At 34.8% G+C, this 23,082-nt stretch carries 25 protein-coding genes; 23 read left to right on the top strand and 2 right to left on the bottom strand.

The genetic code is table 11. From position 1 onward, the window contains the following. Window positions 1-275 precede the first annotated feature (275 nt). From MHB70_RS16650 to MHB70_RS16585, 14 genes are all read left to right on the top strand, one after another. Complete coding sequence (locus MHB70_RS16650) at window positions 276-881, top strand: sugar transferase (protein ID WP_000825901.1); 606 nt, start codon at window positions 276-278, stop codon at window positions 879-881. Continuing rightward, window positions 868-1,845 (top strand): ATP-grasp domain-containing protein, encoded by a 978-nt coding sequence (locus MHB70_RS16645; RefSeq protein ID WP_000509383.1) that lies wholly within the window; start codon window positions 868-870, stop codon window positions 1,843-1,845. Before MHB70_RS16650 ends, MHB70_RS16645 begins: the two co-directional genes overlap by 14 nt. A gap of 1 nt (window position 1,846) precedes the next feature. Beyond that, window positions 1,847-2,542, top strand: coding sequence for an HAD family hydrolase (locus MHB70_RS16640; RefSeq protein ID WP_000236583.1), 696 nt, complete (start codon window positions 1,847-1,849; stop codon window positions 2,540-2,542). Between the two features lie 30 nt (window positions 2,543-2,572). Beyond that, the gene (locus MHB70_RS16635; RefSeq protein WP_000557691.1) at window positions 2,573-3,736 is read left to right on the top strand and encodes an aminotransferase class I/II-fold pyridoxal phosphate-dependent enzyme; all 1,164 of its coding nucleotides are present in this window, start codon (window positions 2,573-2,575) and stop codon (window positions 3,734-3,736) included. A gap of 291 nt (window positions 3,737-4,027) precedes the next feature. After that, window positions 4,028-5,965 carry a lasso peptide isopeptide bond-forming cyclase gene (locus MHB70_RS16630; RefSeq protein WP_061530543.1) on the top strand — a complete coding sequence of 646 codons (1,938 nt, stop codon included), beginning with the start codon at window positions 4,028-4,030 and terminating at the stop codon, window positions 5,963-5,965. Window positions 5,966-5,980: 15 nt separating this feature from the next. Further along, window positions 5,981-6,106 (top strand): paeninodin family lasso peptide, encoded by a 126-nt coding sequence (locus tag MHB70_RS16625; protein WP_000712621.1) that lies wholly within the window; start codon window positions 5,981-5,983, stop codon window positions 6,104-6,106. A gap of 76 nt (window positions 6,107-6,182) precedes the next feature. Next, the gene (locus tag MHB70_RS16620) at window positions 6,183-7,154 is read left to right on the top strand and encodes an aldolase (protein ID WP_000460441.1); all 972 of its coding nucleotides are present in this window, start codon (window positions 6,183-6,185) and stop codon (window positions 7,152-7,154) included. After that, entirely contained in the window at window positions 7,117-7,425 is a 309-nt protein-coding gene (locus tag MHB70_RS16615; RefSeq protein WP_000260275.1) for a lasso peptide biosynthesis PqqD family chaperone, read from the top strand. The genes MHB70_RS16620 and MHB70_RS16615 overlap by 38 nt, the downstream gene beginning before the upstream one ends. A 36-nt stretch (window positions 7,426-7,461) precedes the next feature. After that, on the top strand, window positions 7,462-7,935 hold the full coding sequence (locus MHB70_RS16610) for a lasso peptide biosynthesis B2 protein (RefSeq protein WP_001028388.1): 474 nt from the start codon (window positions 7,462-7,464) through the stop codon (window positions 7,933-7,935). 1 nt (window position 7,936) lies between these two features. Beyond that, window positions 7,937-9,139 carry a nucleotidyltransferase domain-containing protein gene (locus MHB70_RS16605; protein ID WP_000409751.1) on the top strand — a complete coding sequence of 401 codons (1,203 nt, stop codon included), beginning with the start codon at window positions 7,937-7,939 and terminating at the stop codon, window positions 9,137-9,139. Further along, window positions 9,136-10,935 carry an ABC transporter ATP-binding protein gene (locus MHB70_RS16600; protein WP_001106590.1) on the top strand — a complete coding sequence of 600 codons (1,800 nt, stop codon included), beginning with the start codon at window positions 9,136-9,138 and terminating at the stop codon, window positions 10,933-10,935. Before MHB70_RS16605 ends, MHB70_RS16600 begins: the two co-directional genes overlap by 4 nt. A gap of 227 nt (window positions 10,936-11,162) precedes the next feature. Then, window positions 11,163-11,486, top strand: a complete 324-nt coding sequence (locus MHB70_RS16595) for a PadR family transcriptional regulator (protein ID WP_001102631.1) — start codon at window positions 11,163-11,165, stop codon at window positions 11,484-11,486. Then, window positions 11,479-12,021, top strand: coding sequence for a DUF1700 domain-containing protein (locus MHB70_RS16590; protein ID WP_001031393.1), 543 nt, complete (start codon window positions 11,479-11,481; stop codon window positions 12,019-12,021). The genes MHB70_RS16595 and MHB70_RS16590 overlap by 8 nt, the downstream gene beginning before the upstream one ends. Then, window positions 12,022-12,825 (top strand): DUF4097 family beta strand repeat-containing protein, encoded by an 804-nt coding sequence (locus MHB70_RS16585; RefSeq protein ID WP_000976110.1) that lies wholly within the window; start codon window positions 12,022-12,024, stop codon window positions 12,823-12,825. Window positions 12,826-12,939: 114 nt separating this feature from the next. Here the strand turns inward: MHB70_RS16585 and lexA are convergent, their stop codons facing one another. Beyond that, entirely contained in the window at window positions 12,940-13,560 is a 621-nt protein-coding gene (gene lexA / locus MHB70_RS16580) for a transcriptional repressor LexA (protein WP_000413736.1), read from the bottom strand. Window positions 13,561-13,701: 141 nt separating this feature from the next. On the opposite strand from lexA, the gene MHB70_RS16575 reads away from it, so the two are divergent. Continuing rightward, window positions 13,702-14,358: a YneB family resolvase-like protein gene (locus MHB70_RS16575; protein ID WP_000991792.1), complete on the top strand. Its 657-nt coding sequence runs from the start codon at window positions 13,702-13,704 to the stop codon at window positions 14,356-14,358. Between the two features lie 45 nt (window positions 14,359-14,403). Further along, window positions 14,404-14,643, top strand: a complete 240-nt coding sequence (locus tag MHB70_RS16570; RefSeq protein ID WP_000931861.1) for a DUF896 domain-containing protein — start codon at window positions 14,404-14,406, stop codon at window positions 14,641-14,643. A 30-nt stretch (window positions 14,644-14,673) separates the two neighbouring features. Here the strand turns inward: MHB70_RS16570 and MHB70_RS16565 are convergent, their stop codons facing one another. Continuing rightward, the gene (locus tag MHB70_RS16565; protein ID WP_001075251.1) at window positions 14,674-16,257 is read right to left on the bottom strand and encodes a bifunctional metallophosphatase/5'-nucleotidase; all 1,584 of its coding nucleotides are present in this window, start codon (window positions 16,255-16,257) and stop codon (window positions 14,674-14,676) included. A gap of 185 nt (window positions 16,258-16,442) precedes the next feature. On the opposite strand from MHB70_RS16565, the gene MHB70_RS16560 reads away from it, so the two are divergent. From MHB70_RS16560 to MHB70_RS16530, 7 genes are all read left to right on the top strand, one after another. Beyond that, entirely contained in the window at window positions 16,443-17,381 is a 939-nt protein-coding gene (locus MHB70_RS16560; protein WP_061530542.1) for a phosphate/phosphite/phosphonate ABC transporter substrate-binding protein, read from the top strand. A 95-nt stretch (window positions 17,382-17,476) separates the two neighbouring features. After that, window positions 17,477-18,250 (top strand): phosphonate ABC transporter ATP-binding protein, encoded by a 774-nt coding sequence (gene phnC, locus MHB70_RS16555; protein ID WP_000569223.1) that lies wholly within the window; start codon window positions 17,477-17,479, stop codon window positions 18,248-18,250. Continuing rightward, the gene (phnE, locus tag MHB70_RS16550) at window positions 18,247-19,041 is read left to right on the top strand and encodes a phosphonate ABC transporter, permease protein PhnE (protein WP_001000771.1); all 795 of its coding nucleotides are present in this window, start codon (window positions 18,247-18,249) and stop codon (window positions 19,039-19,041) included. Before phnC ends, phnE (MHB70_RS16550) begins: the two co-directional genes overlap by 4 nt. After that, window positions 19,041-19,844, top strand: a complete 804-nt coding sequence (gene phnE / locus MHB70_RS16545) for a phosphonate ABC transporter, permease protein PhnE (RefSeq protein WP_000047884.1) — start codon at window positions 19,041-19,043, stop codon at window positions 19,842-19,844. Before phnE (MHB70_RS16550) ends, phnE (MHB70_RS16545) begins: the two co-directional genes overlap by 1 nt. Before the next feature lie 289 nt (window positions 19,845-20,133). Continuing rightward, a complete protein-coding gene (tkt, locus tag MHB70_RS16540) occupies window positions 20,134-22,134 on the top strand; it encodes a transketolase (protein ID WP_000019759.1) in 2,001 nt (666 codons plus the stop codon). Between the two features lie 156 nt (window positions 22,135-22,290). Continuing rightward, entirely contained in the window at window positions 22,291-22,731 is a 441-nt protein-coding gene (gene sirA / locus MHB70_RS16535; protein WP_000860637.1) for a sporulation inhibitor of replication protein SirA, read from the top strand. A 78-nt stretch (window positions 22,732-22,809) separates the two neighbouring features. After that, entirely contained in the window at window positions 22,810-23,031 is a 222-nt protein-coding gene (locus tag MHB70_RS16530; protein WP_001123316.1) for a YneF family protein, read from the top strand. Window positions 23,032-23,082 lie beyond the last annotated feature (51 nt).

Raw genomic sequence — 23,082 nt, 5'->3', positions numbered from 1 at the left:
ATATACTTTTTGAGATTTTTACAGTGTGTAATAGTCTCTTGGATAAGCATTTGGAAAATATATTTTGCACCTATGTGTATTGCTTTCTTCTACTTATTAAGTTTTAAAGTTGTGTACTAAAGAAAATGTTTGCAGGTGATAAGTAAAGAAAAATTGAATACAATTCTTTACTTACAACTTGAAAATACTTGATTTCAATCCGTAATGAATACTTTATATATTATTTCACTTTGGAAAAGCATTTGTAATAATTTAAGATGGGGGAATGATTGGTAATGAAGAGACTGTTGGATATCTTTATTTCTTTATTATTATTAATTTGCTTTTTTTTCATTATTCTTTTAGTAGCAATTATAGTTAAAACCCAGATAGGATCACCTATTTTATTTAGACAACAACGTCCAGGGTTACATGGAAAACCCTTTTATCTTTATAAATTTCGTACGATGACCAATGAGCGAGATAATAGCGGGGAGCTCTTACCAGATTACGCTAGATTAACTAAAGTTGGAAAATTCCTGAGGAAATATAGTTTGGACGAATTACCACAATTAATAAATGTGCTAAAAGGTCAATTAAGTTTGGTGGGCCCTCGACCATTATTAATGGAATATATGCCTTTATATTCGCAAGAGCAAGCTAAAAGGCATAATGTTAAACCCGGAATCACTGGATGGGCTCAAATTAATGGAAGAAATAGTATCTCATGGGATGAGAAATTTAAATTAGATGTATGGTATGTTGAGAATCAAAGTTTTCTTTTAGATTTGAAAATTTTATATCTAACTTTTAGTAAGGTTTTAAAATCGGAAGGGATAACAAATAATAAGCATGTGACTATGCCAGTTTTTAAGGGGGGAATCGAGCATGGGGGGGAATAAAATGAACATTTTGTTTACTAGCTCTGGTAGGAGGGTCACTTTAATTAAAAAATTTAAGGAGGTATTTGAACAAGTAGGAATCAAAGGGAAAATCTTTACTGCAGACTTAAAAGAAACTGCTCCTACCATTTACTTTAGCGATAAGCATTTTATTGTTCCGCGTGTAAATGAAGAAGGATATATAAATGAATTGTTAAAAATATGTAGATCTGAAATGATAAATCTAATAATTCCGTTAATTGATACGGAATTAATCCTTATGGCTAATAATTCGGAGGTTTTTGAAGGTATTGGTGTAAAAGTACTAGTTTCTAGTATGGAATTAAATAAAATTGCTAATAACAAAAAATACACATATAACTTTTTTGTCTCTAATAATATACCAACTCCTAGAGTGTATAGTGATGAAGAGATTGGAAGAAAGGAATATCAATTTCCACTATTAATTAAACCTTATGATGGCAGTTCTAGTAAAGGTGTAACAAAAATAATGAATGAAAAGGAATTGGAATTTTTTAAGGAGTATATACCTAACGCTATGATACAAGAGTACGTTTCAGGAGAGGAATACACTATAGATGTCATGGTAGATTTCTATGGGAATATAAAAACGATCGTTCCTAGATTGCGTATAGAGACACGAGCAGGTGAGGTAAGTAAAGGTGTGACCAAGAAAGATTTTGACATCATCCAAGCAGCAGAAACTGTAATAAAAGCTCTTCCTAATCCTATTGGATGTATTACTTTACAATGTTTTAAAAAGGAGGATGGGCAAATTACGTTTATTGAAATAAACCCTCGTTTTGGAGGAGGAATACCACTATCAATAGAAGCAGGAGCGAATTTTCCACTTTGGACAATTAAAATGTGTCAGGGGGAAGTCTTTATAGATAAAGACTTTAATTGGAGAGAAAATTTAACAATGCTTAGATATGACGAAGCGGTTTTTATGGAGAGTATTTAATATGGTGATTCAAGCAATTGTTTTTGATATGGATGATACTTTATATAAAGAGAAAGATTATGTCGTAAGTGGCTTTAAAGCAGTGGATGATTGGATTAAAGATAACTATGGAAAAATTGGTTTTTATAATATCGCAATTCGATTATTCAATTCAGGTGAAAGAAAGTTTGTGTTTAATAAAACACTTAAAAAGTTAGACATTGATTATGATGAAAAATTGATTAGTAATTTGATAGAACAGTATAGGTTCCATAAACCAGATATTCAATTGTTGGATGAAGCGGATTGGGTACTAAATAATTTGGTTAATACCGTTAAAATAGGACTTATTTCAGATGGATATTTAGTTGCTCAAAAAAGAAAAATAAATGCATTAAAGTTAAAAGAGAGGGTTCATTCAATAATTCTCACTGATAAGCTAGGAAAAGAATGTTGGAAACCAAGCAAAATTCCTTATGAAAAAATAAGTAAGGAATTACAGGTGCCTCATGAGCAATGTGTCTATATAGGAGATAATTTAAGTAAGGATTTTATAACGGCCAAGAAATTGAAATGGTTAACGATCCATATTAGTAGAGAAGATGGAATTTACCATAATCTTATAGTTGAGCAAGCTTATAAAGCACATTATACAATTGATAATTTAAGGAGATTATCTGATATATCTGTATTAAAGCATATGTTTTTAGATACATAGTATTTAAATATGTATAAAGGATGTGTTTACATGCACACAGTTCAGCATAAAAAGCGAATTTACCTTTCCTCTCCGCACATGAGTGGGAATGAACAAAAATATATCCAAAATGCATTTGATACAAACTGGGTTGCTCCTCTTGGGCCAAATGTCGATGGGTTTGAACGAGAACTTGCATCTTTTGTAGGAGTTAGAGGAGGTACTGCAGTTAGTTCAGGTACTGCTGCTATTCATTTAGCTTTGCAGTTATTAGGTATTCAAAAGGGAGATACAGTATTTTGTTCCAGTTTTACTTTTGTAGCGAGTGCAAATCCGATTGTTTATTTGGGAGCGGAACCGGTATTTATTGACTCAGAACCGGAAACCTGGAATATGTCACCGAGTGCATTGGCACATGCATTATATGAAGCTAATAAAATGGGGAATTTGCCTAAGGCTATCATTCTTGTTCATTTATATGGTCAGAGTGCTAAACTAGATGAAATTCTCTCACTTTGTCATCAATATAATGTTCCTATAGTTGAGGATGCAGCAGAATCTCTTGGTTCTACATATAAAGGAAAAGCAAGCGGTACATTCGGGAAATTTGGTGTTTATTCATTTAATGGAAATAAAATTATTACAACTTCAGGTGGTGGAATGCTAGTTTCTAATGATGTAGAAGCATTGGAAAGAGCGAGATTTTTAGCGACACAAGCAAAGGATCCAGCTCCACATTATGAGCATAGTGAGATAGGGTATAATTATCGACTGAGTAATATTTTAGCTGGTATTGGTAGAGGACAATTAGAAGTGTTAGAAGATAGGGTGAGAGCTAGAAGATTTGTATATAAACGGTATTACGAAGCGCTATCTCACATGCCAGGGTTTTATTTTATGCCTGAATTAGAACATACTCGCCCAAATCGTTGGCTTACTACATTGACAATTGATGAAAAGGAATCTGGGATTTCTATTGGGAAATTGTTGAGAATTTTAGCAGAAGAGAACATTGAAGCGCGTCCTATGTGGAAGCCACTTCATATGCAGTCGCTCTTTAAAGAGATGAAGTATTATCCGCATAGCAAAAATGAAGATGTGTCGCAGTACCTATTTCAAAGTGGAATTTGTTTGCCTTCAGGATCTAATATGTTAGCAGAAGATCAACAAAGGGTAATTCAAAGCATTTTAAAAGCTGTAGAATGGAAGAATTAAAAGAAAAGTAAGTGAAAATGGAATTTGAATTAGATTTGTATACGTACCACTAATTGTTCTTTATAATGAATCTTTTCTAGTGTTCAGTTTCAATTTACATAAAAAAAGGGAGGAGTATAGATTTGGAAATGTCTATAATATATAAGTCTGAGAGTAAATTAAAGCATGTAATTGAGAAAGTAATAAAAATAAAAAATTTCGTTCTTTAAAAAGAATGATAAAGGGGTATGTTTAACGAATTTAATATGTAAATAGTAATTGTAGTAACTTTTCATATATTAGGAGGAAGAAATGAGCGCTATAACTGGCATTATTCACTTTAATAATGAACCTATATCAATTGAACATGGCACACGATTAATGAGTGAATTACAAAAGTACCCTGCTGACGATATTCAAATATGGCACAAAGAAAATGCTTTTCTAGGATGTCATGCACAATGGATTACACCAGTGTCAGTTGGTGAACAATTACCCTTTTATAATTATGAAAAGCAATTGGCAATTACAGCAGATGCTATTATTGATAATCGTAATGAGTTATTTGAAAAATTACAAGTGGATTATTCGGATAGAAAAAACATGACAGATAGTGAGTTGATTTTACTCTCTTATCAGAAATGGGGGGAAGCGGCTCCAAAATATTTGGTAGGCGATTTTGCCTTTATGATTTGGGATGAGAAAAAACAAATTCTTTTTGGTGCCAGAGATTTTTCAGGAAGTCGGACCCTTTATTTTTATCGTGGTGAGGAAAAACTTGCTTTTTGTACCATTATAAATCCGTTATTTACTCTACCGTATATTGAGAAAAAATTGAATGAGCAGTGGCTTGCTGAATTTTTAGCTATACCTGTAAATTTCGAATCGGTAGATCCACAGTTAACAGTTTACAAATATATAGAACAAGTGCCTCCATCACACACTATTTTGGTAAAGGAAGGCGAAGTAAAGTTTTCACGATACTATACACCAACTGTTGGGAAAATGCTTAATTTAAAATCAAATGAAGAGTATGAAGAGGCGTTTCGAGAGGTGTATAAAAGTGCAGTGAAGGCACGTTTGCGAACACACCACCAAGTCGGAGCCCATTTGAGTGGAGGGTTAGACTCAGGTTCTGTCGTTAGTTTTGCTGCAAGGGATTTACGGACTGAAAATAAAAAATTACATACGTATAGTTATGTTCCAGTAGAAGGATTTGAAGATTGGACACACAAAGGTAGGATAGCTGACGAAAGACCATTTATTCAATCGACTGTAGAGCATGTAGGGAATATACAGGATTATTATTTAGAATTGCCAGAGAGAAGCCCACTATCGGAAATTGATGATTGGCTGGAAACAATGGAGATGCCATATAAATTTTTTGAGAATACTTTTTGGTTGAGTGGAGTTTATGAAAAAGCATCTCAGCAGGGAATAGGAGTACTTCTTAGTGGTCAAAGAGGTAATTGGACAGTATCATGGGGACCTATTTTAGATTACCAGGCAATGTTATTGAAAAAGCTACATTGGATTCGTTTTTATCGTGAACTATATTTATATAGTAGAAATATAGGAGTAAAAAAATCACGTGTTTTTGAAGTGGTAAGACGAAAGGCATTTCCATTTTTGCATCAGTTACTTTTTTCAGGAAAACAAGATGCAAATTCCGTAATAATTAATCCGGAATTTGCAAGGGAAATGAATGTTTTTGACAGACTTAGAGAACAAGAAATCGATATAACAGGCACCGCTATTTCTAATGCATATGAAATGAAAAGAGAACAGTTTGAAAAACCATATTATTGGAGCATAAATGGCACGTATGAAACGAAATTATCATTACGTTATGCCTTATGGGATCGTGATCCCACAAATGACTTACGATTGATTCAATTTTGTTTGTCAGTCCCAGAAGAACAGTATGTTCAAAATGGTTTAGATAGAGCCCTGATCCGGAGAGCCACAAAGAGCTTCCTTCCTGATAAAGTACGATTGAATCAACGGGTTCGCGGTATTCAAGGTGCAGATGGTGTTTACCGTATGGCTCCTTTTTGGAATGAATTTATTGAGGAAGTTGAAGAACTTAGTGTAGATCCAGTAATCTCTGAATTTCTAAATGTAGAGGTAATTAAGAAAGCTATCTCAAAAATTTGTAAAGAACCTCGACCAGAATATGCATTTGATTTAGATTTTAGAGTTTTAATGCGCAGCTTAATCTTCTATCGATTTATAAAAAAAGCAATATGAAAGGAGGTGATACGTATGAAAAAGGAATGGAAACAACCTGTATTAGAAGTACTTAATATTAATATGACTATGGCTGGGCCTGGGCATAAATATCCAGATGCTGTTCAACCTGACCCAGATGATCCAGTTAAGTACAGTTAAGTCATTGGAAAAATAAAGCTCTTATATAGCTTTATTATATAAGAGCTTTCAAAAAATTGACAATGTGGGGGATAGGATGTTTGATTCTATGGGGAATGTGTTATATCAAGCTTTCGGGTTAAAAATAGTAAGTGAAATTCCATTACCCGAATTGTCTCAGCTGAATGAAAAAAAAGAGGTGGCAGATGTTCAAGTTGAAATAACGGATTTGTCAGAACAGTGGTGTAAATATAGCGCGGAAAAGCAAAAAACAATTGTAGTGGAGGATAATGTAGTTATGTTTCATGTTCCTCAAACTGCAATATTTTCTATACAGGCCGGCGAGAAAATCACCTTTTCACCTATGGCAGACGCAGAAGAAGATAAAATTCGCTTATATATTCTAGGAACTTGTATGGGGGCGCTTTTAATGCAACGTAAAACACTCCCATTGCATGGGAGTGTAATTGCCATAGATGGAAAAGCATACGCATTAATTGGTGATTCAGGAGCTGGAAAATCAACGTTAGCCTCGGCTTTTTTGAATAAAGGATATCAGCTTTTAAGTGATGATGTAGTTGCTGTGTCTCTTTTGAATAAAAATACTGCAATAGTTCATCCTTCTTACGCACAACAAAAATTATGGCAAGAGAGCATAAATGAGTTGGGGATGGAAGTAGCGCAATTGAGCCCTTTGTTTGAAAGAGAAACGAAGTATGCTGTTCCTGTGAATTCTCAATTCTTTCCAGATCCATTACCTCTTGCTGGTGTTATTGAATTAGTAAAAACACAGGGAGAAGATATTGAGACGACCCGTATAGAAGGGCTCGCACGCTTGTATAAATTATACCGTCATACTTTTAGGAGTTCTTTGATTTCTAAATTAGGATTAATGGAATGGCATTTTGAAACTTCAACTCATATTGCAAGTGGAATGGAAATGTTTCAAGTAAGTCGCCCGACTTCAAGATTTACAGCTCATGAGCTTGTGGAAGTTATTTTAAATACTATACAGAAAGGGAGTATGGTTGATGGTTGTCCACTCGAGAAAAATATCATTAAAACATAACGTTGTCCAAAGTAAAGGTAATATAGTAAGCGATATGGATGGAGAAAAAGTTATGTTAAATGTCCAGAAAGGAAAGTACTATAACTTAGGTGAAATAGGCGGAGAAATATGGGAGCTTATTGAAAAGCCAATAATAATTAATCAGCTTGTTACTATGCTAGTATCCAACTATGATATTGAACGAAAAGATTGTGAAGAGCAAGTTCTTTCCTTTTTAGAGTGTTTATTTCAAGAAGGGTTAATTCAAATAAAAGATCAGCCTAATAGATAGATTTGTAATTTCAAAAGAACTGTTAGGAAGGGATTAATGAATATTGTGAAAAGGTTAAGGGTATTTTTATTGCTGAACATGGAAACAAAGCTTTTATTTTTAGAGGCTTTTATTTTTTTAGGATGGGCGCGTGTACTAAAAAGTATTACCTTTTCCAAAGTTGCACCTTCTTTAGGGGATTACATGAACGAAACATCAGTTGCTCAAATTCAGCAACACGAGGATACACTAAAGGAGGTGTCCGAAGCAATTTCTATTATGAGTCGTTATACTTTTTGGGAAAGTCAATGTCTCGTTAAAGCGATAGCTGGGATGAAAATGCTTGAAAAACGTGACATTGAGAGTACTCTTTATTTAGGAACTGCTAAGGATAATAGTGGGGCACTAATTGCACATGCATGGTTACGTAGCGGTTCTTTTTATGTTACTGGATCGGAAGGAATGGAGAAATTCACTGTCGTTGGATCATTTGCAAAGAGGCTAAGTGAGAACACTATTAAAGGAGAGTAAAATGGAGAAAGATTTTGGTCTTAATGTAGAGTTCATGTCTAAGGAATTGAAACTTCTTTTTGCAATTTTGAAGTTAAAAGATGATGAAACAATGCAAACTTACAGCAATGAATGGTTTTCGGATATTGATTGGGAATTATTTCTTGAACAGGTTGTGCATCATCGCGTTTATCCGGTGATATATCAAAAACTTAAACAGGTAGATGAGGAAATAATTCCTTCACATATTGTACAATCCTTGAATAGAAAATATAAAAAAAATACATTTCAAATGCTTTATTTAAGTGCTGAAATGGAACGAATAAATAAAATATGTAATGAAAATGAGATTCGTATGATTTTTCTAAAAGGGCCTGTACTATCTCAGGATTTATATGGAGATATTTCTTTACGAACATCCTGTGATTTGGACGTTCTTATTCCAATTCAAAATTTAGAAAAAGTAGAAATGCTACTTTTAGAGCAGGGGTATGTAAAAGACGATTATATTCAAACGATATTAAATGATTGGAAATGGAGGCATCATCATATAACATTTTTTCATCCGACAAAACAGATTAAGCTTGAGATTCATTGGCGGTTAAATCCCGGACCTAGTAAGGAACCTGGGTTTGAAGAGCTTTGGAAGCGAAAGAGAAAAAGCACCCTTACGAGTAATTCCGTATATATGCTAGGGAAGGAAGATTTATTTTTATTTCTTGTATCTCATGGTGCTAGACATGGTTGGTCCAGATTACGCTGGTTAGTAGATATAAAAAAAATTGTCAATCAAGATCTTAATTGGAGTGAGATTCATAAACTAATGAAAACATATCAAATGCTACATTTAGGAGGACAAGCATTAATTTTGTCATCTCAATTGCTAGGTGTACGGATGGATGAAAGAATGATGGAATTAGTAGCTAAAAAACATTCAAAACAGTTAGCGCAAGAAGCCTTGTTTTATTTCAAGCAAATGATAAACTTGCATACCGATCCGGTTCCTGAAGAAGTACTTGCTTATCATAGTCGACATTTATTTTCGTTAATGTCTAATCAGCAAAAAACTTTATTTATTATGAGCCAACTATATCCTTATCCAATTGATGCGAAAACATTGCCGTTACCTAAATTTCTTCATTTTTTATATTTTCCTTTACGTCCGTTTCTATGTATTTGGAGAAAAACGAAGAAGTTTGCTTTGTTATTGGGGGAACATCGATGAATTATATTATATATTTTATGAAGAAATTATATTCTTCAGCAGGAAAAATACTGTATGTGAATTTATTTGGTATGGTGTTAATCAGTTTACTTGAAGGGATAGGTATTATTTTATTACTTCCTATGATAAGTATGACTGGAATAATTAATACAGGTGAGGAGACTTCTTTTATTGCACCTGTCTATAGAATTTTGCAGAATTTCCCTAAAACAACAAGTTTAATTTCTATTTTAGGTATATATGTATTAATAGTGTTAAGTCAAAATATACTGCAAAGAAATATAACGTTAAGAGATGCGAGAACGCAACAAGTTTTTGTACGAAAGTTAAGAGTAGAAACATATAGTATGATTTTAAAAGCAAAGTGGAGATTTTTTTTAGAAAAAAGGAAAACAAATCTAATTAATATATTAACTACAGAATTAGCTCGTGTTAGTTATGGGATTAATTTAATTTTACAATTGCTAGCTACTATTCTATTTACATTCATACAGGTAGGGCTTGCGTTTTTATTATCTCCCCAAGTCACTGTATTTGTTTTGGGCTTTGGCTTATTGTTCTTGGTAGCTTCTCGTGTTTTTATAAAAAAAGCACGGATACTAGGCGGTAAGACCTCAGAATTGGCAAAAGACTATCTTTCTGGTATAACAGATCATTTCAATGGAATTAAAGATATAAAGAGCAATACTTTGGAAGGATCACGTTTGGAGTGGTTTCAATCTATAACAAAAAAGATGAGTAGCGAACAAATGGAGTATATGAGAATAAGGTCAAACTCTCAATTGTTTTATAAAATTTCAATGGCTATATTAATTGCATTTTTTATATTTTTGTCAGTAAATATGTTTCAAGCGCAAACGGCCCAGTTACTATTAATCATTCTCATTTTTTCAAGATTATGGCCAAGGTTCATGACGATTCAGTCAAATTTAGAACAACTGGCTGCAAGCATTCCTGCCTTTAAGTCATTATGGGAATTGCAACAGGAGTGTAATGAAGCGGTTGAAATGCAGGATATATACATGCAAAAACATATAAAGCCGATTTGTATAAAACAAGGTATTGAGTGTAAGGATGTTTCTTTTCGTTATAATAAGCAAGAAGCTTTATATGCACTTCAAAACATTAATGTACAAATTCCAATAAATAGTATGACGGCAATTGTAGGACATTCTGGTGCTGGGAAAAGTACATTAATTGATGTGTTAATGGGGTTAATCCAACCAGAAAAAGGTCAAGTGTTAATAGATGGTACCCCTCTTACAACTGATAATTTATTATCATTAAGACAGGCTATTAGCTATGTACCACAAGATCCGTTCTTATTTAATGCTAGTATAAGAGAGAATTTAATGATGATTGACTCGAATGTAAATGAAGAACAAATTTGGGCTGCATTAGAATTTGCGGCAGCAACTGAATTTGTACGAATGCTTCCAAATGGACTTGATACACTGATTGGAGATCGTGGGGTGAGGCTTTCAGGTGGTGAACGTCAGCGACTTGTATTGGCTCGAGCTATTTTAAGAAAACCGTCGATTTTAGTATTAGATGAGGCTACGAGTGCGTTAGATACTGAAAATGAAGTGAAAATCCAATCAGCAATAGAAAGATTGAAAGGAACAATGACTATTGTTGTTATTGCACATCGCTTATCTACTATACGCAATGCAGATCAAGTTATTGTTTTAGGAAAAGGTGAAATTGTTCAAAAAGGTGAATTTAATCAACTAGCTAAAGAAAGAAAAGGTGTATTTCGAAATTTACTAGGGTCACAAATGGAAGTTGGTTCTTAGAGGAGAAAAATTGAATGAAGCTTTGTATGAATGCAGTTCGAATCGAATAAAATCTCGAATAATGGTGAACTACAACAGAATCTTATTCGGGATTTTATTTGCGCGTTTTTAAAGTCAGTGAATACATATAAACAAGTACCTTGCAATAAATAGTACCAAGTGGTATATTATGGATATATCTAGTACCGTGTATTGAACAGTACTAAACTAAGAAAGGAGGATTACATTTGAACGTTCAGTTTAAAAAAGGTGTGTTAGAGCTATGTGTTTTGGCACTTGTGAAACGTAAAGATAGTTACGGTTATGAACTTGTACAGCAAATTTCAAATAAATTTTTAATATCGGAAGGTTCAGTATATCCATTATTACGTCGTTTAACGAAAGAGGGATATTTTCAAACGTATTTAAAAGAGTCCACGGAAGGACCGCCTCGTAAATATTATCAGCTAACAGAGCAAGGAGAGACGCAACTTCATTTGTTAGTAACAGAGTGGAGTGATTTTGCGAAAGGGGTACAAGAAATTATTGAAGGGGTGAATTGGGATGAATAAAGAACAATTCCTTAGAGAATTATCGAATCAGCTTAGAAAGTTACCGGAAGAAGAGAGGAAAGATATTTTATTTGATTATGAAGAGCACTTTCAGTTTGGGATAGAAGAAGGGAAAACTGAATTAGAAATAATAAAAGGACTTGGTTCTCCTAAAGTAATTGCAAAAGAATTACTTGCGATGTATCGTTTCGATGAAATGAAAAAAGATCCATCGACTTCAAATGTTACAAGAGCTGTCATGGCGGCGATTGGACTTAGTTTATTTAATTTTATTATCGTGTTAGGCCCTTTAGTTGCAATTATCGGTTTTATATTTTCTTTTTGGGTCGGTGGGATTGCTAGTGTAGTGACACCATTTTTCGTTATCGTAAAAGTATTTATGGGCACTTTTATATGGTTGGATCTTTTCGTTAGTATAACATTTGTTGGAGTAGGTTTGTTGTTATGTATGATAGCGTATTATAGTACGAAGTGGTTTAAAAGATTGTGCGTACGTTATGTGATATGGAACTTCAAAATGATAAAAGGGGAGTAGATGATGAAAAAAATATTGTTAGTAGCTATCGCTTGTATCATTATTGGAGTAATAGGGATTTCACAAACATATGAAAAAGCAGTACAAACTGCAGAAAAAGGCGATAAAGAAGACGTAATTAAAAACGAAACGTTAAAAAATATAGAAGTTAAGTTAGGGGCTGGGGATATTGTCGTCCAAAAATCTCCGGATGCCTCTTTTTATGTAAAGCAAACAGGAGATGTAAGTAAACAAGAAATTCGTATTACTGAAGATGGTGACACATTAAAAGTTATTGGGGAAAGAAAAAAAGATGTTTCGTTTGATTTTTCCTTTTACAATTTCGGATTTCAAACGTCTACATTGACTATATTTGTACCAGAACGTTCTTACCAAGAGATCAAAGTAAATTCAGCAGCTGGACAAATAGAAATAAGTGATGTGAAAAGTGACCGCGTAAATGTTGGAACGCTGGCAGGAGAAGTGGATTTGAAGTATGTAACAGCTAAGAACGTAGAGGGATCTACAAAAGCTGGTGAGGTGAACTTTAAAAAGGTTATGGGGAAAGTAACAGCAAAAACGACTAGTGGGGATGTATATATTATGGATCATGATCCTAAGTATGATGTAGAGGCAAGCTCAACTGCTGGAGATGTAACTATTACTTTATCGGAAAAACCAAAAGATGCAGTAATAACTGGGCAAACTCCTGGTGGAGATGTGACAATTTTTAATGAGGAAAATAAAAACGTAACAATTGGTAATGGGAGTAAAAAGATTAGCGGCAAAACGGCTGCTGGAGATGTTACTATAGAAACACGTTAATAATAGATGAGAAGATAGATTCATTCGAGTTTTTTGGAATGAATTAAAATCTACCGATATATAAAAGAAGATAATTCCCTATATAAATAAGGGAATTATCTTCTTTTATTATTTTTAATGTAAATCACGATATACGCCAATTACTTTTCCAATAACTGACACTTGTTTTAAAATGATAGGTTCTAATGAAGAGTTTTCCGGCTGTAGACGGAAGTGGTCTTTTTCTTTATAGAAACGTTTAACAGTTGCTTCGTTATCCTCTGTTAAGGCAACGACAATTTCACCGTTGTATGCAGATTGTTGTTGGCGGACAACAACTAAATCTCCATCAAAGATACCAGCTTCAATCATGCTATCTCCAGAAATACGTAACATAAATACTTGATCTGATCCAGAAACGATACTAGCTGGAAGTGGGAAGTGCTCTTCTACACTTTCGACTGCTGTAATCGGTAAACCGGCAGTAACTTTTCCGACGATTGGAACTTGAATAACAGATTGTGTTTCTGTATCCATTCGGTCATCGCCTAAAATTTCGATTGCTCGTGGTTTTGTTGGATCGCGTCGGATATAGCCCTTTTCTTCTAGTCGTGATAAATGTCCGTGCACTGTAGAACTAGAAGCGAGGCCGACTGCTTGACCGATTTCACGTACGGAAGGTGGATATCCTTTTTCTTGTACTTTTAGCTTAATAAAGTCGAGAATGTCTTGCTGGCGTTTCGTTAACTTTTCCATGTTTTCTAACACCTCGTTTTCTTTCGTTTTTCTTATTAATAAGTATAACATGCGAAAAAACATTCTACAAACATAAGTTCGAACAAAAGGGAGATTTATGATACACTAGAGAGAAAATATAGCGAGAAAGAAGGGTTCAAAATGAATGCAATTGTTTATGCACGTGTGAGTACAACAAAAGAAGCACAAGAAACATCGTTATTGCGTCAAAAGGATGAATTATTGCATTTAGCTGAGCGCTATGAAATGAATGTGACAAAAGTGATTGAGGAACAGGCTAGTGGCTATACAATTGAACGTGATGGCATATTAGAAGTATTAGATACAATTCGAGATGAACAAGTTGATGCACTTCTAATACAAGATGAAACACGTCTTGGTAGAGGGAATGCGAAGATTGCGTTAATGCATTGTTTACATAAAGAGGGAATAAAAGTATATACACATACGCATAATGGTGAATTACAATTGTCGGATTCTGATTCGATGGTATTAGATATAATTAGTATTGTTGAAGAATATCAAAGAAAGATTCATAACTTGAAAATTAAACGTGGTATGCAACGCGCGGTAGAAAAAGGCTATCGGCCAGAAAATAATTTGAAAAATCGTCATTTAAGCGTAGGGCGAGAGAAAAAAGAAGTGCCAATTGAGGAAATTGTACGTTTGCGCAAGAGTGAACTCACTTTCGAAGAAATTGCGGCAACGCTTCGTGGATTTGGTCATAATGTTTCAAAAGCGACTGTACATCGTAGATACGTAGAGTATACAAAGCAATTGCTTGATAAAGAAGAGTAACTATTGTATGATAATAATCAGTTTTGATTAGAAGGGGGATTCGAGATGCTTAATCACGAACTCGTTGAACGCATTAACTTCTTAGCGAAAAAAGCAAAAGCTGAAGGTTTAACTGAAGAAGAACAACGTGAGCGTCAATCGCTACGAGAACAATATTTAAAAGGATTTCGTCAAAATATGTTAAACGAACTTAAAGGAATTAAAGTCGTTAACGAAGAAGGTACAGATGTTACACCAGCGAAATTAAAAGCTTTAAAAAAGCAAGATAATGCAAAATTAAATTAAAAGATGGGCGAAGCCCATCTTTTTTATTTGTTATTTAATAACTTTCCAGTTGTTATTTCTCGTTGCTTCTATTCTTTTATGCTTCAATATATAGTTAGCAATAAGTTCAGACATATCTGTTGGAATATCTTTTATTACTGGTTTATTTTGAAACATGAAGAAGTTCCCTCCGCCGTTTGCTCGATAATTATTCATAACAACGTCATATTCTTCATTTATATCGAGTGTAGCGCCTTTATACTGTAAAGACTCTACTCTTTCACCAATTGGTTTTGAAATGTTTAATACATACGAAATCCCTTCCCACATATCGTAATTATAATGCGCAGGTTTTGGTTCTATGAATGCAGGATTAACAATTATATCTCCAACTTTATTTAATGTGAAATAAGAAGCAGAAAGTTCGAGAGCATCTTTTATATCGGCTCCAGTCACTCGAATAACTTTTAATGTGTTTGGGTAAATATAATTGGAAACGATATCCCGCATTGTGACATGTTTCGGGAATCCTGGAGATGTATTATGAAACAAACTTGTACAAGAAATAGAAACGTTAGCTATATCCATCTGGATTTTATTTATGAATTCAATAAAAGGATGGTCTTGCAAACGAGTTTGCATAGCATCTGAAATTCGCATGTCTCCATGAATGATGCCAATAGGCTGATCAAGCCATTTTTGTGTTTTCTCTTCATAATCGGCGACCAAGGAAAGAACATCTTTGTCGGCCTCGATTCCTTGCACAGGCAATAATTGTGCGTAACTATTTTTCTTTACCCATTTTTGTTCTGTTTTTTCGAATATTACTTTTACCTTTCCAACGGAGTGTCCATTGCATCCGGTCTGTAAAATTGTTACACCATTATCTAAAGTTTGAGCAATTTCTCGGTGTTGGTGGCCTGTTAGTAAAATATCTATACCATCAATTTCATCATACATTGCGTATCCTTGGTTTTCACCTGTTAAAACTTCAGTCGGTACTCCTGTTTGAAAATCGCGTTCAAATCCCCCGTGATAGGCTACGACTAGTAAATCGGGCTGCTCATGTTTACGGATGTAAGGAACCCACTTTTTTATTGTTTCTAATGCATCTTCAAATAGTAAATCTTTAATATGATGGGCCTGTTCCCAATTCGGGATGTAATGTGTTGTTGCCCCTAAAATAGCAATTTTTATATTTGATTCAATATGTTTTATTATATAGGGTTTCCCGAAATAAGGTTCTTTTATGTTTTTATCTAAAATGTTTGCTGATAAGTACGGGAAGTTTGCAGTTTCTACAGCATGATTTAATATATCCATTCCATAATTAAATTCATGATTGCCGATAATTGCAGCATCATAATTTAAATAGTTGGCCAATAAGGACATTGGATTTTTCTTATCTTTTTCGTATGTAGCGTAATGATAAGTTAAAGGTGTTCCTTGTATGAAATCACCGTTATCAACTAAAAGAACGTTTGTATTTTTGGAACGTTCTTTTTTTATAAGAGTAGAAATTTTAGCTAAACCAATTTCTGCTTTGGAGTTATCTTGGTAGTGAATTGGATACACAGTACCATGTACATCGCTTGTTAATAAAATATTTAAAGTTACAATTTGATTTTGATTCAATACCATTCACCTTTTCTATTGTTATCTTTCAATTAATCATATCAAATATATGAAAAGAATTTTAATCAGAATGTATAGAATGTGTAAAGATTCTGTAAATAAGTAATTGTTTGTAAAAATATGTGATATATTTCTTCATGTTTACGGAAGGTTATTTTATAACAACGAAAAATGGAGGCATTCACATGTTGAAAAAAGTTTTTGCAATGAGCACAACAGTTGTACTAGCAGCGGGGTTATTAAGTGGCTGTGGAACGAAGGAATCAAGTGCAAGTAAAAATGAGGATACGAAAAAAGGTTATGTACCGAAGACGTTAAATGTTCAATTTGTTCCTTCTCAAAATGCAGATACGTTAGAGGCAAAAGCAAAACCATTGGAAAATCTATTAAGTGATAAATTAAACATTCCGGTAAAAGTTAGTATTTCAACGAATTACAATACAATTGTAGAAGCTATGGCATCAAAACAAGTAGATGTAGGATTTTTACCTCCAACAGCGTATGTGTTAGCGCATGAGAAAAAGGCTGCAAACGTAATATTACAGGCGCAACGTTTTGGGGTAGATGATGAAACTGGAGCTCCCACAAAGGACTTAGTAGATTTTTATAAATCAGAGTTTGTTGTTAATAAAGATTCTAATATTAACAGTGTAAAAGAATTAAAGGGTAAAAAAATTGGTTATCAAGATGTAACATCATCAGCAGGGTATGTATGGCCTGCAGCTGTATTGTTAAAAGAGGGAGTCGATCCGCTAAAGGATGTGAAACCTGTTACATTAAAAGGTCATGATCAGTCACTTATTGCTCTTTTAAATGGTGATGTTGATGCAGCTGTTGTATTCCAAGATGCTCGTAATATTGTAAAAAAAGATTATCCGAATATATTCGATCAAACGAAAATAGTAAAATTTACGGAGAAAATTCCAAACGATACGATTTCTGTACGTTCTGATTTAGATGCGGAGTGGAGCAAGAAATTACAAGATGCTTTCATTGAAATAGGAAAGAATGAAGAAGGGCACAAAATCATTAAAGAGGTATACTCACACGAAGGATATGTGAAATCTGATGATAGTAAATTTGATATCGTTCGTGACTATGGAAAGAAAGTGAAAACACAATAATACATATGGAAATGGCGACTAACTGGAAAGTGTGTGATTTCAGTTAGTTTGCCGTTTTTCAGTTATTGATAATACATAGAAGGTAGGTAAGATGTGTGATAGAGTTTCAAAATGTCTCCAAAGTGTATCCAAATGGTACGAAAGGATTGAAAAACATAAATTTAAAAATTCAAAAAGGTGAATTTGTTGTAATGGTCGGGCTATCTGGGGCTGGAAAATCTACACTCCTCAGATCAGTAAATCGCCTTCATGAGATTACAGAAGGAGAAATTATTATTGAAGGTGAGTCTATTACTGCTGCAAAAGGCAAAGAGTTACGACGCATGCGCCGAGATATTGGTATGATTTTTCAAAGCTTTAACCTTGTAAAGCGATCCACGGTACTGAAGAATGTATTAGCCGGGCGTGTTGGATATCATTCGACATTACGTACAACGTTAGGCTTGTTTCCGAAGGAAGATTTGGAACTTGCATTTCAGGCTTTGAACAGGGTAAATATTTTAGAAAAAGCATATGCACGAGCAGATGAATTATCAGGAGGACAACAGCAACGTGTATCGATTGCTAGAGCATTGGCACAAGAAGCGAAAATTATATTGGCAGATGAGCCTGTTGCTTCGTTAGACCCACTGACAACAAAGCAAGTAATGGATGATTTGAAAAAAATTAATGAAGATTTTGGAATTACGACAATTGTAAACTTACATTCTATTGATTTAGCGAGGCAATATGCTACACGCATTATTGGATTACATGCAGGTGAAATTGTTTTTGATGGTGTAGTAGATGAGGCAACGGATGAAAAATTTGCTGAAATTTATGGGGACGTAGCTCAGAAAAGCTCACTATTAGAGGTGGCAGCTAAATGAATGACGTGACGATATATTCGAAATCGATACCGAAGCCGCCGAGTAAATTGAAACATATGTTAACGGTTATTCTAGTTATTTTACTGTTGTGGGGTAGTAGTGTACAGGTCGACGCATCATTTTCAAAACTAGTAGTTGGTTTTCCAAATATGATGGATTTATTGAAGGAAATGGTGCCACCAGATTGGAGTTATTTTCAAGTTATTACAACAGCAATGTTAGATACAATACGCATGGCGATTATTGGAACGACTTTAGGAGCGATTTTAGCCATTCCACTTGCACTATTTGCAGCAAGTAATGTATTTACTAGTGTATTTTTGTACGGTCCAGCTCGATTGATTTTAAATTTTATACGAACGATACCAGATTTATTATTAGCGGCTATTTTTGTAGCGATTTTTGGAATAGGACCACTTCCAGGTATTTTGGCTCTTACTTGTTTCTCGGTTGGGCTCGTAGCGAAATTATTGTATGAGTCAATTGAATCAATTGATCCAGGTCCATTAGAAGCGATGACAGCTGTAGGAGCGAATAAGGTGCAATGGATTGTTTATGGGGTCATTCCGCAAGTGAAAGCGCACTTTGTTTCCTACGTACTTTATACATTTGAGGTGAATGTACGTGCCGCAGCCGTTCTAGGTTTAGTAGGAGCAGGTGGCATTGGTTTATATTATGATCGTACACTTGGATTTTTACAATATCAACAAACTGCTTCCATTATTATTTATACCCTTGTTGTTGTATTGTTAATTGATTATATAAGTACATTGTTGCGGGAGAAATTATAATGAGTAAAACGACGATAATCGTACCAAAACCGAAGAAACCGAGTGTAAATCGCTGGATTATTTTTATAGCACTAACAGTTATATATGTATGGGCCTTTTCAGGTGTCCCACTCGAGGGAATAAAAAATACAGCGGGAGAAATTACAAAAGCAATTATGACAGGCGTGTTGAACCCAGATTGGTCATATGTATCTTTGCCTGATGGTGAAGATTTATTACATGGTTTGATTGATACGTTGGCAATTGCAATATTAGGTACATTTATTTCTGCCTTTTTATCTGTTCCATTTGCTTTTTGGGCGGCAACGAATATGAGTAGTGGAAAATTAACTTCAGGTGCTGGGAAATTTGTACTTAGTTTTGTTCGTACATTTCCTGAATTAGTTATGGCTCTTTTATTTATAAAAGCTGTTGGGCCAGGCTCTTTTGCCGGAGTTCTAGCTTTAGGGTTACACTCTATCGGAATGTTAGGGAAACTATATTCGGAAGGAATTGAAAATATAGATAAGGGACCGACCGAGGCGTTAATATCAACAGGTGCAAATCGGTTTCAAATACTTTGGTATGCGGTATTACCACAAGTGTTACCAGATTTTCTATCGTATACGTTATACAGGTTCGAAATTAATGTGCGATCCGCTGCGATTTTAGGTGTAATTGGAGCAGGTGGTATTGGTACGCCATTAATTTTTGCATTAAGTTCACGGAATTGGTCTCGTGTGGGAATTATTTTATTGGGCATCATTCTAATGGTAATTATAATCGATTTTATTTCAAGTTCGATTCGAAAACGGATTGTTTAACGGATTTTAAAAGCATCGAAGTCAGATGCTTTTTTGTCTTTTTAAGTGTTTATTAAAAGAAGTCTGTACGTTTGTATAAATATACAGATAATTCCCTTTCTTTTTAAAATAAAAACAATAAAAAAGTATGTCATATTGAATACCCATACATTCCCGAAATCATTGGTTTTTTTATAAAAAATCAAAAAAACATCAACATATTTGTCGATACATGTTGTATAATCTTGCGTGGGAAGCTATCATATAAATGTATAAAACGTTTACTAATATAAGCGAAGGGAAGAATAGCATGTCACATTCAATCGAACAACTTTCTATCAACACGATTCGCACATTATCCATCGATGCGATTGAAAAAGCAAACTCTGGTCACCCAGGAATGCCAATGGGTGCAGCACCAATGGCTTATACATTATGGACTCAATTTATGAAACATAATCCAAATAACCCAACGTGGTTTAACCGCGATCGTTTCGTATTATCTGCAGGTCATGGTTCAATGTTATTATACAGCCTACTTCACCTATCTGGTTATGATGTAACAATGGATGACTTAAAGAACTTCCGTCAATGGGGAAGTAAAACTCCAGGACATCCTGAGTACGGTCATACTGCAGGTGTAGACGCAACTACTGGTCCACTTGGACAAGGTATTGCAACTGCTGTAGGTATGGCAATGGCTGAAAGACATTTAGCGGCTAAATATAACCGTGATGCGTATAATGTAGTAGATCATCATACATACGCTATTTGTGGTGATGGAGATTTAATGGAAGGCGTTTCTGCTGAAGCATCTTCATTAGCTGCTCATTTACAATTAGGGCGTCTTGTTGTGCTTTACGATTCAAACGATATTTCATTAGATGGCGATTTAAATCGTTCATTCTCTGAAAGTGTAGAAGATCGTTACAAAGCATACGGATGGCAAGTAATCCGTGTTGAGGATGGAAACGATATTGAAGCAATCGCGAAAGCAATTGAAGAAGCGAAAGCTGACGAAAAACGCCCAACGCTAATTGAAGTAAGAACGACAATTGGTTTCGGTTCTCCAAACAAATCAGGAAAATCAGCTTCACACGGTTCTCCACTTGGTGTAGACGAAACAAAATTAACGAAAGAAGCATACGCTTGGACTGCTGAACAAGACTTCCATGTAGCAGAAGAAGTATATGACAACTTCCGTAAAACAGTACAAGATGTTGGTGAAACAGCGCAAGCAGCTTGGAACACGATGTTAGGTGAATATGCACAAGCATATCCAGAATTAGCAAACGAACTGCAAGCAGCAATGAACGGTCTTCTTCCAGAAGGTTGGGAACAAAGCTTACCAACTTATGAATTAGGATCAAAAGCAGCAACACGTAATTCTTCAGGTGCTGTAATTAATGCAATTGCAGAGTCTGTACCATCATTCTTCGGTGGATCTGCTGACCTTGCTGGTTCTAACAAAACATATATGAATAACGAAAAAGACTTTACAAGAGAAGATTACAGCGGTAAAAACATTTGGTACGGTGTACGTGAATTCGCAATGGGTGCAGCAATGAACGGTATTGCACTACATGGTGGTTTAAAAACTTACGGTGGTACGTTCTTCGTATTCTCTGACTACTTACGTCCAGCAATTCGTCTTGCAGCATTAATGCAATTGCCAGTAACGTATGTATTCACACACGACAGTATCGCTGTTGGTGAAGACGGTCCAACACATGAGCCAGTTGAGCAATTAGCAGCGCTTCGTGCAATGCCAAATGTATCTGTTATTCGTCCAGCTGACGGTAACGAATCTGTTGCGGCTTGGAGATTAGCTTTAGAATCTACAAAAACACCAACTGCTTTAGTATTAACTCGTCAAGATCTTCCAACATTAGAAGGCGCAAAAGAAGATACGTATGAAAAAGTTGCAAAAGGTGCATATGTAGTTTCTGCAAGCAAGAAAGAAACAGCTGATGTAATTTTACTTGCATCTGGATCTGAAGTAAGTCTAGCTGTTGAAGCACAAAAAGCGTTAGCAGTAGACGGCGTTGACGCAGCTGTTGTCAGCATGCCATCTATGGATCGCTTTGAAGCTCAAACTGCTGAGTACAAAGAATCTGTATTACCAAAAGCAGTAACAAAACGTTTCGCAATCGAAATGGGTGCTACATTCGGATGGCACCGTTACGTAGGTCTTGAAGGAGATGTGTTAGGTATCGATACATTCGGTGCTTCTGCTCCTGGTGAGAAGATTATGGAAGAGTATGGATTTACTGTAGAGAACGTTGTTCGTAAAGTAAAAGAAATGCTTTAATGATTTTAGAAAAATCTCTCCGGCATGGAGAGGTTTTTCTATGTAAATGAGTTTTTTCGACAGAAAAAGTTTTTTATCTCTCCGCAGTCAGACAATCATTGCAAATTTTCTTCTATATAATGAAGAGAAAAGGTTGTCCAGATTGGGAGGCTGAAAATGAAAACGTATGAATTGTATTTAATTCAAGAGGATATTGCGAAAGCTTATTTTGGTCGTGAATATTTGTTTTTTGATTTATTTGCTCGATTTTCAGAATCTGGGTCCCTTTCGGAGAAAAAAGTGTTATATAAACAAATGATGTATATAACGATGCCATTACAAGTAATGAAAATTCATCATAAATTAGAGCAAGCTTTGCGTGTTCTTGGTAAATATGATAGAACACATCATACGCATACACTTTTTACGGGAGCGGAATATGGCGAAATAATAGTGAAACCACACTATATTCGCATGGATACCTCTGGAAATGTCTCTATGGAAACGACTTTCTTTGAGGTGTTAAGAAAGTGTGAACTAACATTTTTAGCTATGGATTATGAAAATACAAAGTACGGATGGTTGAATCCTTTAAAACAAGTACGAACATATGTGTAAAAAATGTCGAATTCTATCTTGTCTTATTGAAAAGGTTTTAGTACACTGTAAGGTAGACAACATGAAGGAGGAAAATATATGCCAATTTGGTTAGGTATTCTAGTGGGCGTAGTAGCACTAGTAGCAGGCGTGGCGTTAGGATTTTTCATTGCCCGCAAATACATGATGAACTACTTAGAAAAAAATCCACCAATTAATGAACAAATGTTAAAAATGATGATGATGCAAATGGGACAAAAACCTTCCCAAAAGAAAATCAATCAAATGATGAGCGCGATGAGCAAGCAACAAACAAAATAAGCGCTAAAGGGCACTCGATAAGAGTGCCCTTTCCTATTGGATTTTGAAAGT

Source organism: Bacillus sp. FSL M7-1020, assembly GCF_038050415.1.
GTDB lineage: Bacteria > Bacillota > Bacilli > Bacillales > Bacillaceae_G > Bacillus_A > Bacillus_A toyonensis.
This window is presented reverse-complemented; position numbering and strand designations above follow the sequence as displayed.

What these genes read in the sequence shown, in the direction of transcription:
- MHB70_RS16630 (WP_061530543.1), top strand. Translation starts at nt 4,028, where the DNA reads ATGAGCGCTATAACTGGCATTATTCACTTTAATAATGAACCTATATCA.
- sirA (WP_000860637.1), top strand. Translation starts at nt 22,291, where the DNA reads ATGAAAACGTATGAATTGTATTTAATTCAAGAGGATATTGCGAAAGCT.
- MHB70_RS16560 (WP_061530542.1), top strand. Translation starts at nt 16,443, where the DNA reads ATGTTGAAAAAAGTTTTTGCAATGAGCACAACAGTTGTACTAGCAGCG.
- MHB70_RS16605 (WP_000409751.1), top strand. Translation starts at nt 7,937, where the DNA reads ATGGAGAAAGATTTTGGTCTTAATGTAGAGTTCATGTCTAAGGAATTG.
- MHB70_RS16640 (WP_000236583.1), top strand. Translation starts at nt 1,847, where the DNA reads ATGGTGATTCAAGCAATTGTTTTTGATATGGATGATACTTTATATAAA.
- lexA (WP_000413736.1), bottom strand. Translation starts at nt 13,560, where the DNA reads ATGGAAAAGTTAACGAAACGCCAGCAAGACATTCTCGACTTTATTAAG.
- MHB70_RS16645 (WP_000509383.1), top strand. Translation starts at nt 868, where the DNA reads ATGGGGGGGAATAAAATGAACATTTTGTTTACTAGCTCTGGTAGGAGG.
- MHB70_RS16585 (WP_000976110.1), top strand. Translation starts at nt 12,022, where the DNA reads ATGATGAAAAAAATATTGTTAGTAGCTATCGCTTGTATCATTATTGGA.
- MHB70_RS16530 (WP_001123316.1), top strand. Translation starts at nt 22,810, where the DNA reads ATGCCAATTTGGTTAGGTATTCTAGTGGGCGTAGTAGCACTAGTAGCA.
- MHB70_RS16635 (WP_000557691.1), top strand. Translation starts at nt 2,573, where the DNA reads ATGCACACAGTTCAGCATAAAAAGCGAATTTACCTTTCCTCTCCGCAC.
- MHB70_RS16600 (WP_001106590.1), top strand. Translation starts at nt 9,136, where the DNA reads ATGAATTATATTATATATTTTATGAAGAAATTATATTCTTCAGCAGGA.
- MHB70_RS16610 (WP_001028388.1), top strand. Translation starts at nt 7,462, where the DNA reads ATGAATATTGTGAAAAGGTTAAGGGTATTTTTATTGCTGAACATGGAA.
- phnE (WP_001000771.1), top strand. Translation starts at nt 18,247, where the DNA reads ATGAATGACGTGACGATATATTCGAAATCGATACCGAAGCCGCCGAGT.
- MHB70_RS16615 (WP_000260275.1), top strand. Translation starts at nt 7,117, where the DNA reads ATGGTTGTCCACTCGAGAAAAATATCATTAAAACATAACGTTGTCCAA.
- tkt (WP_000019759.1), top strand. Translation starts at nt 20,134, where the DNA reads ATGTCACATTCAATCGAACAACTTTCTATCAACACGATTCGCACATTA.
- MHB70_RS16575 (WP_000991792.1), top strand. Translation starts at nt 13,702, where the DNA reads ATGAATGCAATTGTTTATGCACGTGTGAGTACAACAAAAGAAGCACAA.
- MHB70_RS16650 (WP_000825901.1), top strand. Translation starts at nt 276, where the DNA reads ATGAAGAGACTGTTGGATATCTTTATTTCTTTATTATTATTAATTTGC.
- MHB70_RS16625 (WP_000712621.1), top strand. Translation starts at nt 5,981, where the DNA reads ATGAAAAAGGAATGGAAACAACCTGTATTAGAAGTACTTAATATTAAT.
- MHB70_RS16590 (WP_001031393.1), top strand. Translation starts at nt 11,479, where the DNA reads ATGAATAAAGAACAATTCCTTAGAGAATTATCGAATCAGCTTAGAAAG.
- MHB70_RS16620 (WP_000460441.1), top strand. Translation starts at nt 6,183, where the DNA reads ATGTTTGATTCTATGGGGAATGTGTTATATCAAGCTTTCGGGTTAAAA.
- MHB70_RS16570 (WP_000931861.1), top strand. Translation starts at nt 14,404, where the DNA reads ATGCTTAATCACGAACTCGTTGAACGCATTAACTTCTTAGCGAAAAAA.
- phnE (WP_000047884.1), top strand. Translation starts at nt 19,041, where the DNA reads ATGAGTAAAACGACGATAATCGTACCAAAACCGAAGAAACCGAGTGTA.